The sequence below is a fragment of the Streptomyces sp. B8-7 genome (genome assembly GCF_058833805.1).
This window is the reverse complement of sequence record NZ_JBYRRL010000002.1, coordinates 552873-566073: the sequence shown is the minus strand read 5'-3', so window position 1 is coordinate 566073 and position 13201 is coordinate 552873. Positions and strand designations below refer to the sequence as shown.

The following is a 13201-nucleotide window of genomic DNA, read 5'->3' as shown; positions in this document are numbered from 1 at the left end:
TCGCAGACCGCCGGTGAGACCTTCTTCGGGCTCCATCGCACGGCTGAGAAGCGGCTGCACGGCGCAGGAAGCCGAGCCGGCCGCACCCGGCTGGGCCACGCCGGGAGTTCCGCGCGTCCCGGGTCGTTCCGCAGCACGGCTGAGAAGCGGCTGCACGGCGCAGGAAGCCGAGCCGGCCCCACCCGGCGGGGCCACGCCGGGAGTTCCGCGCGTCCCGGGTCGTTCCGCAGCCCCGAAAACCAGGTGTCCCGGCCGCCGCGCCTGCCTAGGCTTCCCGCCATGGGCAGCTCCTGGGCCGAGGGCCTCGTCAACATCGTGGACGTCGAAGCGACCTGCTGGGCCGGTTCCCCGCCGCCCGGCGAGGTCAGCGAGATCATCGAGATCGGGCTGACCGTCATCGACCTGGACGCCGGCCGGCGCCTCGCCCGGCACCGGATCCTGGTGAGGCCCGCCCGGTCCACGGTCAGCGGGTTCTGCACGGAGCTCACCGGCCTCACTCGACACGAGGTCGACCAGGGGGTCACCTTCGCCGAGGCGTGCCGGCTCCTGGCGGCCGAGCACCGCGCAGGCGCCCGGCCGTGGGTCAGTTGGGGCGACTACGACCGCCGCCAGTTCACCCGGCAGTGTCAGGCCACGCGGACGCCCTACCCCTTCGGACGCCGTCACACCAACGCCAAGGCCGTCTTCACCGAGGCATACGGTCTGCGCAAGCGCCCCGGTATGGCACAGGCCCTGGAGATGGCCGGGCGGCGGCTCGAAGGCCGTCACCACCGGGGCGAGGACGACGCCTGGAACATCGCGGCCCTCGTGCTGCACCTCTCCGAACGGGGCGTCTGGCCGATCGCGTCAGAACCCCCCGCCTGACGCACCGGCCCGACGCCCGTGTCCCGGTGGGCCCGAGCCGGCAGCCACGAGGCCACACCCGTGGTGTGCGGATCCTCGCCCTCCTGCGCGGCGATCCTGCCGCGCCCGGCGACCCACCAGAGCAGCGAGCTGTCCGGCCGGCAGGCGATGAAGAGTCGACGGCGCGGCCCTCGGCCGCGCCTCCTCCAGCTCCGGGAGATCGCCTGCTTCAGGCCGGAGGCCGGGCTGCCGCGTCGCGTCCGGGAGCGCCCGCCGGCCCCCGAGCCGGTGCCCGGGCCTACTCAACTCATGCTGGTGTGGGGTGCATCCGAGCGCACCGAGCGATCCAATCGGGTCACGTACGTGCGGAACAGGTTCCTCCGCGCGCGCGTTCCGGGACGATGCCGCGAGGGCCGTCTCCCGGCGGTCCGGCCGACCTCCGTCCCGGAAGGACACCATGAAGAGACGCGCAGCCGTACTGTGCGGCACCGCCGCCATCCTGGCCGGGTCGTTCACCACCCTGCCCGCCCGCGCCACCGCCCAGGACCCCGGACCGGACACCGCCGTCGCCGCCGGTCAGGTCACCGGGCAGGCCGGACAGGGCTCGGCCGCCTCCCGACCCGCCTGGAAGGACTGCGCGACCGCGGCCTACCCCACCCTCGAATGCGCGTCCCTGAAGGTCCCGCTGGACCACGCACGCCCCCGGGGCCGGCAGATCACCCTCGCCCTGACCCGGGTGCGGCACACCGCCGAGCGGTACCAGGGGCCGCTGCTGGTCAACCCGGGCGGTCCCGGCGGCAGCGGGCGCACCCTCGCCGGGTTCGTCGCCAAGGCGCTGCCGAAGGAGGTGGCCGCCCAGTACGACGTGATCGGCTTCGACCCGCGCGGCGTCGGCAGGAGCAGGCCCGCCCTGGACTGTCTGCCCGGCCACTTCGACCCGGTGCGCCCCGACTCCGTCCCGGCCACCCCCGCGATCGAGCGGGCCAACCTGGCGCGCGCCCAGGACTTCGCCGACGCCTGCGCCGCCAAGTACCGGGACCTGCTGCCGCACATCGGCACGATCGCCGCCGCGCAGGACATGGACCTGATCCGGCGGGCACTCGGCGCCCGCCGGATCAACTACTTCGGCTACTCCTACGGCACCTACCTCGGCGCGGTCTACGCCAAGCTGCACCCCGAGCGGGTACGCCGGCTCGTCCTGGACTCCGTGGTCGACCCGACCGGCGTCTGGTACGGCGACAACCTCACGCAGGACCACGCCTTCAACGACCGCCACCGGGCGTTCACGGCCTGGGTCGCCGAGCACGACGCCGCCTACGGGCTCGGCACCGACCCGGCCGCGATCGAGACCGCCTGGTACGCGATGGGGGCCGAGCTGGCGAAGAAGCCGGCCGGCGGCACGGTGGGCGCCGCCGAAGTGGAGGACACCTTCCTGCCGGGCGGCTACTACAACGGCTACTGGCCCTACCTCGCCGAGGCGTTCGCCGCCTACGTCAACGACCACGACTCCGCCCCGCTGGTCGAGGCGTACGAGGCCTTCGCCGCGATCGACGCCGACGGAGGCAACGGGTACAGCGTCTACGCCGCAGTGCAGTGCCGGGACGCGTCCTGGCCGCGCCACTGGTCGACCTGGCGTCAGGACAACTGGGCGACACACGCGAAGGCGCCCTTCATGACCTGGAACAACGCCTGGTACAACGCGCCGTGCGCGTTCTGGCCGGTACGGCCGCTGCGGCCGGTGCAGGTGGCCAACGCCGCGCTGCCCCCGGCACTGCTGTTCCAGGCCACCGACGACGCCGCCACCCCCTACCGGGGCGGCACCAGGATGCACACCCTGCTGCGCGGCTCCAGCCTCGTGGTGGAGCAGGGCGGCGGCAACCACGGCATCACGCTGAGCGGGAACAGCTGCCTGGACCGGCACCTGGCCGCGTACCTCACCGACGGCACGGTGCCGCGCGGCGGCGGCGCCGAGGCGGACGCGGTGTGCCCGGCCCTGCCCGACCCGGAGCCGCTCGAGTCCGCGTCCAGGTCCGCGCGCGGCGCGACGCTGCACGGCCTGCTGGGCTTCCGCGGCTGACCCGCCCGCCGGGGCGCCGACGGGGCACCGGCCGGGGCCGGGCTCCGGAACCGGGGGCGGGCGGGGACGACGCCGTGGTCCCATGGGGCCATGAGTGAGTCGATCATCCGGATCCCCGCCCCCGACGGCGTCGCGCCCGCGGCGGCCTACACCCATGTGGTCACCGGCACCGGCCGGTTCGTGGCCGTCTCCGGCCAGCTGCCGCTCGACGCGGACGGCGCCCTGGTCGGCCCCGGCGACCCCGCCGCCCAGGCCCGGCAGGTCTTCGCGAACCTCCGGCGGTGCCTGGCCTCCGCCGGGGCGACCTTCGACGACGTCGTCAAACTCACCTATTTCGTCACGGACATGGCGCACCTGCCCGCGATCCGCGCGGCCCGCGCCGAGCACATCCCGGACGACCGGCTCCCCGCCGCCTCCGCGGTGCAGGTGGCCGCACTGGTGGGGCCGGAGTACCTGATGGAGATCGAGGCGTACGCGGTGGTGGCCGGATGACGCCGCGCGGACCGGCGCCGCACGTGCGGGAGATGGCACCCGCCGGCTGCCGCCGGGTCGCCGGGATCCGGGGGCGGCGGGCGGGCTTCCGGCCGGACGGGGCGCGGGAGCCGTTCGAGGCGGGCGGGCTTCCGGCCGGACGGGGCGCGGGAGCCGTTCGAGGCGGGCGGGCTTCCGGCCGGACGGGGCGCGGGAGCCGTTCGAGGCGGGCGGGGCGCCGGCGCTGCGCTGCACGGCGGACCTCACCGCTGCCGGGGAATCCGGCTCAGCGCGTGCACCGCGGCCCGGGCCAGCGGCGGATGGGCGAGCGCCTCGGTGAGCACGGTCCTGGCCCGCGCGTCGCCCAGCGCGCCGAGGCCCTCCACACAGGCCAGGGCGACCCGGCCGTAGGGGTCGTGCGGGCGCAGCCGCCGTTCGAGGGCGGTGATCAGCGCGGGCACCGACTCCGGGGCGCGCAGCACCACCAGCAGGCGCACCGGGTGCAGCGCGTAGGCGACGCGCAGTTCGTTGGTGGCGAGGGCGGCGGCCGCGCGGGCGGTGCGTGGGTCCCCGAGCCGGGCCAGGGCGTGGGCGGCGGACGCGCAGCGCTGCGGATCACGGTGGTTGAGCAGCAGGACGAGCGTCTCGAAGGCGCGCCGGTCCCCGGCCAGGCCCAGCCGAAAGGCGGCCAGTTCGCGGGCCCACAGCGGCTGTCCGGGCGCGGTGAGCACCTGGGCGAGCTCGTCCGGGTCGCCGGTCGCCGCCAGGTGCGCGAAGGCCGGGACGGCCCCGGACTCGCGCCGTAAGCGCTCCGTGAGCGATCGCAACTCTTCGTCCATGGGCCGAGCGTAGGCGGGATCGGCCCGGGACGGGACGTACCTCACAAAGTCCGGGGGCTGGCGCGCTCGTTACCCGCCGGTTAAGCTCAGACGAGCGGGTCACCCACCCGCGCAGCCCTCGTGGCGGTCTGGTGACGCGGCCGCCCTGCGGGAACACCGCCCATGTCTTCGGGGCAGCGGGCGAGCTGCCGGCCTGACGTCGACCGCACCCAGGTGCCGTCGGCCGCAGGCGGCCGCGACCAGTCCGGCAGGACGTGTACCGCTGTGTGGCGGTACGCCGTACCGCCGTCGTGCGACCCGGCCCAGGGACAGGGCCGGCCGGTCTCCGCCGCGGGACGGGCGTTGTGCGCGCCCGCCGGTCCGGCGCCGGGCGTGTGCGCCTGCGGCCCGGCCCTCACCCTTCCCGCGGCTCCCTCCGCCGCCCGGTGCGCCCCTCGCGCACCCGGGGGCGTTCCCCGTCGTCACCACCCTCTTCCTGGAGTCCCGCGATGGCCACTCCCCTGTCCGACACCCCTCTGTCCCCCCAGTCCTCCGGATCCCCGCTGCGGACCGTCGCCGTCGTCGGCCTCGGCACGATGGGCACCGGCATCGCCGAGGTGCTCACCCGGGCCGGCCGCGAGGTCGTCGGCATCGACGTCGACGAGGCCCAGGCCGCGCGGTGCGTCGCCGCCCTGGAGTCCGCCACCGCCCGTGCCGTGGCGCGCGGGCGGCTCGCGGAGCGGGAGCGCGCGCAGGTCCTCTCCCGGCTGCGCACCACCACCGACCTCGCCGCCGCGGCCGAGGCCGACCTGGTCGTCGAGGTGGTGCCGGAGTCGTACGAGCTGAAGCAGCGGATCTTCCGCGAGCTGGACCGGATCGTGCGCCCGGGGACGATCCTGGCGACCGGCACCAACGCGCTGTCGGTGACCCGGCTGGCCGCGGAGTCCGAGCGCCCCGAGCGGGTGCTGGGCCTGCACTTCTTCAATCCGGCGCCCGCCATGCGGCTGGTGGAGGTGGTCTCCTCGGTGCTCACCGCCCCGCAGGCGGTCGCCGCGGTCACCGACCTGGCGGTCGAGCTGGGCAAGGAGCCGGTCGCGGTCGGCGACCGGCCCGGGTTCGTCGCCGACGGGCTGCTGTTCGGCTACCTCAACCAGGCGGCCGCCATGTACGAGGCGAAGTACGCCTCCCGCGAGGACATCGACGCGGCGATGCGGCTGGGCTGCGGCCTGCCCATGGGCCCGCTGGCCCTGCTCGACCTGATCGGCATCGACTGCGCGTGCCGGGTGCTGGAGGCCATGTACGCCGAGTCGCACGACCGGCTGCACGCCCCGGCGCCGATCCTGAAGCAGCTCAGCGAGGCGGGTCTGACGGGCCGCAAGGCGGGGCGCGGCTTCTACACCTACGAGGCTCCGGGCAGCCCCGCGGTGGTGCGGGACGCGCTGACCCCGCCGGAGGGCGCCGCGCTCGCCGGTGGCCGTACGGTCTCCTCGGTCGGCGTCGCCGGTTCGGGGACCATGGCGTCCGGGATCGCGGAGGTGTTCGCCAAGGCGGGCTTCGACGTGGTGCTCGCCGGGCGCGGCCTGGAGAAGGCGGAGGCGGCGAAGGCGCGGGTCGGCCGGTCGCTGTCGCGGGCGGTCGGCAGGGGCCGGCTGACCGCGGAGGCGGCCGCGGGGGCCCTGGAGCGGATCACGCCCGCCGGGAGCTGGGACGCGTTCGCCGAGGCCGACCTGGTGGTGGAGGCGGTCGCGGAGGACCTGGAGGTCAAGCAGCAGCTCTTCGCGACGCTGGACAAGGTCTGCAAGCCGGGCGCGGTCCTCGCCACCACCACGTCCTCGCTGCCGGTCGTGGCCTGTGCCCGCGCCACCTCGCGCCCGCGGGACGTGATCGGGATGCACTTCTTCAACCCGGCGCCCGCGATGAGGCTGGTCGAGGTGGTCCGTACGGTGCTGACCGCCGACGACGCGCACGCGACGGTCCGCGCGGTGTGCGAGAGGATCGGCAAGCACGCCGTGGACTGCGGGGACCGGGCCGGCTTCATCGTGAACGCGCTGCTGTTCCCGTACCTGAACAACGCCGTGAAGATGGTCCAGGACCACTACGCGACCCTCGACGAGGTGGACGCGGCGATGAAGCTGGGCGGCGGATACCCGATGGGCCCGTTCGAGCTGCTGGACGTCGTCGGCCTGGACGTCTCGCTGGCGATCGAGCAGGTGCTCCACCAGGAGTTCCGCGACCCCGGCCTCGCCCCCGCGCCGCTCCTGGAGCACCTGGTGGCGGCCGGCTGCCTCGGCCGCAAGACCGGCCGCGGCTTCCGCGAGTACGCCCGCCCGTAGCGGTGCCCTCCCGGCAGCCGCCCTCCGGGCAGCCCACCTCTGGGACGACACCCCCGCAACGGCCCCCAGCCGGGCCCGGCCCCCGCGGTGCGCAGCCCCCGGCCGGGGCCACCGACGCCGCCGGGGCCGCCGACGGGCCCGGCGCTCCGGCGAAGGAACGGCCCCCCGGCAGCCGGGGGGCCTCGGCCGGCCACGGCCCCGGCGGGCCCACTCCGGCGGCCACCGGGTCCGCCACCGGGTCCGCAGCCGGGTCCGCCGCCGTGTCCGCCTGGGCCGCGGGTACCCCCGTGGCTGCGCGCCGGGCTGCACGCATGCAGTACGTTCAGGTCATGTCCCAGCCCGCCAAGTCCTCACGTACTCCCGCCACCCCCGACGCGCCGGAAAGTGCCGCGGGGTCCCGCGCGGCGGCCCAGCGGCTCAAGATGCGCCGGGAGCTGGCGGCCGCGGCCATGGAGCTGTTCGCGACCAAGGGGTACGAGGCGACCACCGTCGACGAGATCGCGGCCGCGGCCGGGGTCGCGCGCCGCACGTTCTTCCGCCACTTCCGCTCCAAGGAAGAGGCGATCTTCCCCGACCACGACGACACCCTGATCCGCGCCGAGGCCGTGCTGAACGCCGCGCCCGCCCACGAGCACCCCCTGGACACCGTGTGCCGCGGCATCAAGGAGGTCATGCGGATGTACGCGGCCCGGCCGGAGATCTCGGTCGCCCGCTACAAGCTGACCCGCGAGGTCCCCACCCTGCGCGAGGCGGAGATCGCGTCGGTGGCCCGCTACGAGCGGCTGTTCACCCGCTACCTCCTGGGCCACTTCGACGAGCACGCGCACGACGACGACGCCAACGACGACCCGCTGCTCGCCGAGGTCGCCGCCTCCGCGGTGGTCACCGCCCACAACCACGTGCTGCGGCGCTGGCTCAGGGCGGGCGCGCAGGGCGACGTGGAGGCGCAGCTCGACCACGCCTTCGCCATCGTGCGCAGGACCTTCGGCACCGGCATCGGCGCGGGCCGCACGAGCACGGAGGCGTCCCGTACGGCGCCGTCGGTCCCGGCCGCCGGCCGGAGCGAGGTCCTGGTGGCCGTGGCACGCACCGACGCCCCGCTGGACGAGGTCCTGCGGACCATCGAGGAGGCGCTCGCGGACCGCTGAGGCTCCGCGCCCGGATCCGGACGGCCACCCTTCGGGGTGGCCGTTTTCGCATGTCGGAGGGGGTTTCCGGGGTCCGGCACCGGGCCGTTCGATCGATCATCGCTCATGTGTTGCGTAAAGATTTCATCTGAGGCCAACTTCTGGCACTCAGTGCCTTGCGGGCTGACACGGTGTGCCATACGTTGAAGAGGTCCGGGCGGCCGGAGCGCATCGATCCCTCGCGCGAAGGCTGTCCCCGCGACCGTCCCCGGCGTCCCGAAGGCCCGGCGGAAGAACCCGGTTCGCGCCGCCCGGACGCCTGCGTCACAGGCAACCCTCCTGCGCCACCAAGCGCTGCCGCCGGCGTCACCCGCGCCGGGCCCAACGGCACCGGAACACCCACCCCCCAGCAGCACTCGACGAACCCTCAGGCGTCCCTCCCCCGGGGCGCTCAGTCAGCACCCCTCCCTCAGGGTGCGCATCGCCGGAGGCAACACCGTGACCGTGAAGGACATCCTCGACGCGATCCAGTCGCCGGACGCCACGTCCGCCGACGTCGCCGCAATCCCGCTCCCGGAGTCGTACCGCGCCGTCACCGTCCACAAGGACGAGACGGAGATGTTCGCGGGCCAGGCCACCCGCGACAAGGACCCGCGCAAGTCGCTGCACCTGGACGAGGTGCCGCTGCCCGAGCTGGGACCGGGCGAGGCGCTGGTGGCCGTGATGGCCTCCTCGGTCAACTACAACTCGGTGTGGACCTCGATCTTCGAGCCGCTGTCCACCTTCGGCTTCCTGGAGCGCTACGGCCGCACCAGCGACCTGGCCAGGCGGCACGACCTGCCTTACCACATCATCGGCTCCGACCTGGCCGGCGTGGTCCTGCGCACCGGCCCCGGCGTCAACGCCTGGCAGCCCGGCGACGAGGTCGTCGCGCACTGCCTCTCCGTCGAGCTGGAGTCCTCCGACGGCCACAACGACACCATGCTCGACCCCGAGCAGCGCATCTGGGGCTTCGAGACCAACTTCGGCGGCCTGGCCGAGATCGCCCTGGTCAAGTCCAACCAGCTGATGCCCAAGCCGGGCCACCTCAGCTGGGAGGAGGCCGCCGCGCCGGGCCTGGTGAACTCCACCGCCTACCGCCAGCTGGTCTCCCGCAACGGCGCCGGCATGAAGCAGGGCGACAACGTCCTCATCTGGGGCGCCAGCGGCGGCCTCGGCTCCTACGCCACCCAGTTCGCCCTGGCCGGCGGCGCGAACCCGGTCTGCGTCGTCTCCAGCGAGCAGAAGGCGGCCATCTGCCGCTCGATGGGCGCCGAAGCGATCATCGACCGCAGCGCCGAGGGCTACCGGTTCTGGAAGGACGAGCACACCCAGGACCCCAGGGAGTGGAAGCGCTTCGGCAGGCGCATCCGCGAACTCACCGGCGGCGAGGACATCGACATCGTCTTCGAGCATCCCGGCCGCGAGACCTTCGGCGCCTCGGTGTACGTCACCCGCAAGGGCGGCACCATCACCACCTGCGCCTCGACCTCGGGCTACCTGCACCAGTACGACAACCGCTACCTGTGGATGTCCCTCAAGCGCATCATCGGCTCGCACTTCGCCAACTACCGCGAGGCCTGGGAGGCCAACCGCCTCATCGCCAAGGGCAAGATCCACCCCACCCTGTCGAAGGTCTACTCCCTGGCGGAGACCGGCCAGGCCGCCCACGACGTCCACCGCAACGCCCACCAGGGCAAGGTCGGCGTGCTCTGCCTCGCGCCCGAGGAAGGCCTCGGCGTGCGCGACCAGGAGATGCGCGCCCGGCACATCGACGCCATCAACCGCTTCCGCAACATCTGACGACACCCGAGGTCATAGATGACTGAGCGCCAGCCCGCCGAGGTGCAGCGGGAGAAGGACCGGCCGTGGCTCATGCGGACCTACGCAGGCCATTCCACGGCGGAGGCCTCCAACGAGCTGTACCGGCGCAACCTCGCCAAGGGCCAGACGGGTCTGTCGGTCGCCTTCGACCTGCCGACCCAGACCGGCTACGACCCCGACCACATCCTCGCCCGCGGCGAGGTCGGCCGGGTCGGCGTGCCGGTCGCGCACCTGGGCGACATGCGCCGGCTGTTCCAGGACATCCCCCTGGAGCAGATGAACACCTCGATGACGATCAACGCCACCGCCATGTGGCTGCTGGCGCTCTACCAGGTCGTCGCCGAGGAGCAGGGCGCGGACGTCGCCAAGCTCCAGGGCACGACCCAGAACGACATCGTGAAGGAATACCTGTCGCGGGGAACCCATGTCTTCCCGCCGGGGCCCTCACTCCGGCTGACGACGGACATGATCGCCTACACGGTCTCCCACATCCCGAAGTGGAACCCGATCAACATCTGCAGCTACCACCTGCAGGAGGCGGGCGCCACTCCGGTCCAGGAGATCGCGTACGCGATGTCCACCGCGATCGCGGTTCTCGATGCCGTGCGCGACGCAGGGCAGGTCCCCGCCGAGCGGTTCGGGGACGTCGTGGCCCGCATCTCCTTCTTCGTGAACGCCGGAGTCCGCTTCATCGAGGAGATGTGCAAGATGCGGGCGTTCGGGCGGATCTGGGACCGGATCACGCGCGAGCGGTACGGCATCGAGAACCCCAAGCAGCGCCGGTTCCGCTACGGCGTCCAGGTCAACTCGCTCGGTCTGACCGAGGCGCAGCCGGAGAACAACGTCCAGCGGATCGTCCTGGAGATGCTGGCCGTGACGCTGTCCAAGGACGCCCGGGCACGGGCCGTCCAGCTCCCGGCGTGGAACGAGGCACTCGGCCTGCCCCGGCCCTGGGACCAGCAGTGGAGCCTGCGCATCCAGCAGGTCCTGGCGCACGAGAGCGACCTGCTGGAGTACGACGACATCTTCGCCGGCTCGACGGTCGTCGAGGCCAAGGTCACCCGGCTGGTGGAGGACTCCCTCGCCGAGATCGAGCGGATCCAGGAGATGGGCGGCGCCATGGCCGCCGTCGAGTCCGGCTACCTGAAGTCGCAGCTGGTCGCCTCGCACGCCGAGCGCCGGGCCCGCATCGAGTCCGGGCAGGAGAAGATCGTCGGCGTCAACGTGTTCGAGACGAGCGAGCCCAACCCGCTCACGGCCGACCTGGACACCGCGGTGCAGACGGTCGACGCCCGGGTGGAGGCGCGTGTCGTGGACGCCGTCGAGGAGTGGCGCACCACCCGGCAGGAGTCCTCGGACCGTCAGGGCATGGGCGACCCCTTCCACTTCCCGACCGTGCGGCAGGCGCTCGACCGCCTCAAGGAGGCCGCGGCGGGCACGGAGAACCTCATGGAGGCCACCCTGGAGTGCGCCCGCGCCGACGTCACGACCGGCGAGTGGGCGGGCGCCCTGCGGGAGGTCTTCGGGGAGTTCCGGGCACCGACGGGCGTCTCCTCGGCGCCGGTGGCCGTGCCCGCCGAGGCGGGCTCGCCGATGGCCGGGGTCCGCGACAGGGTCGACGCCACCGCCCGGGAGCTGGGCGTCGGCAAGCTGCGCTTCCTGGTCGGCAAGCCCGGACTGGACGGGCACTCCAACGGCGCCGAGCAGATCGCCGTCCGGGCCCGCGACGCCGGGTTCGAGGTGGTCTACCAGGGCATCCGGCTGACCCCGGAGCAGATCGTGGACGCCGCTCTGGCGGAGGACGTGCACGCCGTGGGGCTGTCGATCCTGTCCGGGTCGCACGCGCGGCTGGTGCCGGACGTCCTCCAGCGGCTGCGCGACGCCGGCGCCACCGACATCCCGGTCGTCGCGGGCGGCATCATCCCGAACGCCGACGCCGATCAGCTGAAGGCCGCCGGCGTGGCCGCGGTCTTCACGCCCAAGGACTTCGACATCACCGGGATCATCGGCCGTATCGTCGACGAGATCCGGACTGCGAACAAGCTCGACCCCCAGGAGGTCCCCGTATGACCACGCCCACCCCCCAGGTCAACCGCCTGCGCCCGCGCCGCTCCTGCCTGGCCGTCCCGGGGTCGAACCCGCGCTTCCTGGAGAAGGCCCAGGGGCTCCCCGCCGACCAGGTCTTCCTCGACCTGGAGGACGCCTGCGCCCCGCTCGCCAAGCCGGAGGCCCGGCACACCATCGTCAAGTTCCTCAACGAGGGGGACTGGACCGGCAAGACGAGGGTGGTGCGCGTCAACGACTGGACGACCGAGTGGACGTACCGGGACGTCGTCACGGTCGTCGAGGGCGCGGGCCAGAACCTCGACTGCATCATGCTGCCGAAGGTGCAGGACGCCCAGCAGATCGTGGCGCTCGACCTGCTGCTGACGCAGATCGAGAAGACCATGGGCTTCGAGGTCGGCCGCATCGGCATCGAGGCGCAGATCGAGAACGCGCAGGGCCTCAACAACGTCAACGCGATCGCCCAGGCCAGCCCGCGCACCGAGACGATCATCTTCGGCCCGGCCGACTTCATGGCGTCGATCAACATGAAGTCCCTGGTCGTGGGCGAGCAGCCGCCGGGCTACCCGGCGGACGCCTACCACTACATCCTGATGAAGATCCTGATGGCCGCCCGCGCCAACGACCTCCAGGCGATCGACGGCCCCTACCTCCAGATCCGCAACGTCGACGGCTACCGCGAGGTCGCCGGGCGCGCGGCCGCCCTCGGCTTCGACGGCAAGTGGGTGCTGCACCCGGGCCAGGTCGAGGCGTCCAACGAGATCTTCTCGCCGTCGCAGGAGGACTACGACCACGCCGAGCTGATCCTGGACGCCTACGAGTACTGCACGTCCGAGGCCGGCGGCAGGAAGGGCTCCGCGATGCTCGGCGACGAGATGATCGACGAGGCCAGCCGGAAGATGGCGCTGGTCATCGCGGGCAAGGGCCGCGCGGCCGGGATGCGCCGCACCAGCACCTTCGAGATCCCCGCCCCGTAACCGCCGGGCCGCCGCCGGACAGCGGCCGGACAGCGGCCGGCGGCCGGACAGCGGCCGGACAAGCGGCCGGAGAGAAGCCGAGACAGAAAGGGCCGTGAACGCGATGCAGTTCGGGCGCACCTACGAGGAGTTCGAGGTCGGGGCGACGTACAAGCACTGGCCGGGCAAGACGGTCACCGAGTACGACGACCACCTGTTCTGCCTCCTCACCATGAACCACCACCCGCTCCACATGGACAGCAACTACGCGGAGAAGACCACCGACTTCGGCAGGAACGTCGTGGTGGGCAACTACGTCTACTCGCTGCTGCTGGGCATGTCCGTGCCGGACGTGTCCGGCAAGGCGATCGCCAACCTGGAGATCGAGTCGCTCCGCCACGTGGCGCCGACCTTCCACGGCGACACGATCTACGGCGAGACCACCGTGCTCGACAAGTGGCCGTCGAAGTCGAAGGACGACCGCGGCATCGTCCATGTCGAGACCAAGGGCTACAAGCAGGACGGCACCCTCGTGTGCGTCTTCCGCCGCAAGGTGATGGTGCCCACCGAGACGTACATCAAGGAGCGCGGCGGCGAACAGCCCGGCCGCCCGGAGCTGAACGCTCCCACGGAGAAGACGGAGAAGTAG

10 protein-coding genes are annotated in these 13201 nt (G+C 73.1%); 9 read left to right on the top strand and 1 reads right to left on the bottom strand.

The window, feature by feature from the left end:
* Window positions 1-279 precede the first annotated feature (279 nt).
* The 3 genes from AC5K6T_RS11165 to AC5K6T_RS11155 all read left to right on the top strand — a co-directional run bounded on the left by AC5K6T_RS11165 (window position 280) and on the right by AC5K6T_RS11155 (window position 3412).
* Entirely contained in the window at window positions 280-864 is a 585-nt protein-coding gene (locus tag AC5K6T_RS11165; protein ID WP_493208052.1) for a 3'-5' exonuclease, read from the top strand.
* A gap of 436 nt (window positions 865-1300) precedes the next feature.
* On the top strand, window positions 1301-2920 hold the full coding sequence (locus AC5K6T_RS11160) for an alpha/beta hydrolase (RefSeq protein ID WP_493208050.1): 1620 nt from the start codon (window positions 1301-1303) through the stop codon (window positions 2918-2920).
* 90 nt (window positions 2921-3010) lie between these two features.
* Window positions 3011-3412, top strand: a complete 402-nt coding sequence (locus tag AC5K6T_RS11155) for a RidA family protein (RefSeq protein WP_493208048.1) — start codon at window positions 3011-3013, stop codon at window positions 3410-3412.
* A gap of 242 nt (window positions 3413-3654) precedes the next feature.
* Here AC5K6T_RS11155 and AC5K6T_RS11150 read toward each other — a convergent pair whose 3' ends face one another.
* Window positions 3655-4230, bottom strand: coding sequence for an adenylosuccinate lyase (locus tag AC5K6T_RS11150; RefSeq protein WP_493208046.1), 576 nt, complete (start codon window positions 4228-4230; stop codon window positions 3655-3657).
* 488 nt (window positions 4231-4718) lie between these two features.
* Here AC5K6T_RS11150 and AC5K6T_RS11145 point away from each other — a divergent pair, with 488 nt between their 5' ends.
* From AC5K6T_RS11145 to AC5K6T_RS11120, 6 genes are all read left to right on the top strand, one after another.
* Entirely contained in the window at window positions 4719-6542 is a 1824-nt protein-coding gene (locus AC5K6T_RS11145) for a 3-hydroxyacyl-CoA dehydrogenase family protein (RefSeq protein WP_493208044.1), read from the top strand.
* A gap of 329 nt (window positions 6543-6871) precedes the next feature.
* Complete coding sequence (locus AC5K6T_RS11140; protein ID WP_493208042.1) at window positions 6872-7690, top strand: TetR family transcriptional regulator; 819 nt, start codon at window positions 6872-6874, stop codon at window positions 7688-7690.
* Between the two features lie 483 nt (window positions 7691-8173).
* Window positions 8174-9511, top strand: coding sequence for a crotonyl-CoA carboxylase/reductase (gene ccrA, locus AC5K6T_RS11135; RefSeq protein WP_493209293.1), 1338 nt, complete (start codon window positions 8174-8176; stop codon window positions 9509-9511).
* 18 nt (window positions 9512-9529) lie between these two features.
* Complete coding sequence (locus AC5K6T_RS11130; protein ID WP_493208041.1) at window positions 9530-11602, top strand: protein meaA; 2073 nt, start codon at window positions 9530-9532, stop codon at window positions 11600-11602.
* A complete protein-coding gene (locus AC5K6T_RS11125; protein ID WP_493208039.1) occupies window positions 11599-12573 on the top strand; it encodes an HpcH/HpaI aldolase/citrate lyase family protein in 975 nt (324 codons plus the stop codon). Before AC5K6T_RS11130 ends, AC5K6T_RS11125 begins: the two co-directional genes overlap by 4 nt.
* Before the next feature lie 103 nt (window positions 12574-12676).
* Window positions 12677-13201, top strand: a complete 525-nt coding sequence (locus tag AC5K6T_RS11120) for a MaoC family dehydratase (protein ID WP_493209292.1) — start codon at window positions 12677-12679, stop codon at window positions 13199-13201.

Bases quoted from the DNA above. Each gene is read 5' to 3' on its own strand.
- AC5K6T_RS11140 (WP_493208042.1), top strand. From the start codon at position 6,872: ATGTCCCAGCCCGCCAAGTCCTCACGTACTCCCGCCACCCCCGACGCG.
- AC5K6T_RS11125 (WP_493208039.1), top strand. From the start codon at position 11,599: ATGACCACGCCCACCCCCCAGGTCAACCGCCTGCGCCCGCGCCGCTCC.
- AC5K6T_RS11120 (WP_493209292.1), top strand. From the start codon at position 12,677: ATGCAGTTCGGGCGCACCTACGAGGAGTTCGAGGTCGGGGCGACGTAC.
- AC5K6T_RS11145 (WP_493208044.1), top strand. From the start codon at position 4,719: ATGGCCACTCCCCTGTCCGACACCCCTCTGTCCCCCCAGTCCTCCGGA.
- AC5K6T_RS11155 (WP_493208048.1), top strand. From the start codon at position 3,011: ATGAGTGAGTCGATCATCCGGATCCCCGCCCCCGACGGCGTCGCGCCC.
- AC5K6T_RS11150 (WP_493208046.1), bottom strand. From the start codon at position 4,230: ATGGACGAAGAGTTGCGATCGCTCACGGAGCGCTTACGGCGCGAGTCC.
- AC5K6T_RS11165 (WP_493208052.1), top strand. From the start codon at position 280: ATGGGCAGCTCCTGGGCCGAGGGCCTCGTCAACATCGTGGACGTCGAA.
- AC5K6T_RS11160 (WP_493208050.1), top strand. From the start codon at position 1,301: ATGAAGAGACGCGCAGCCGTACTGTGCGGCACCGCCGCCATCCTGGCC.
- AC5K6T_RS11130 (WP_493208041.1), top strand. From the start codon at position 9,530: ATGACTGAGCGCCAGCCCGCCGAGGTGCAGCGGGAGAAGGACCGGCCG.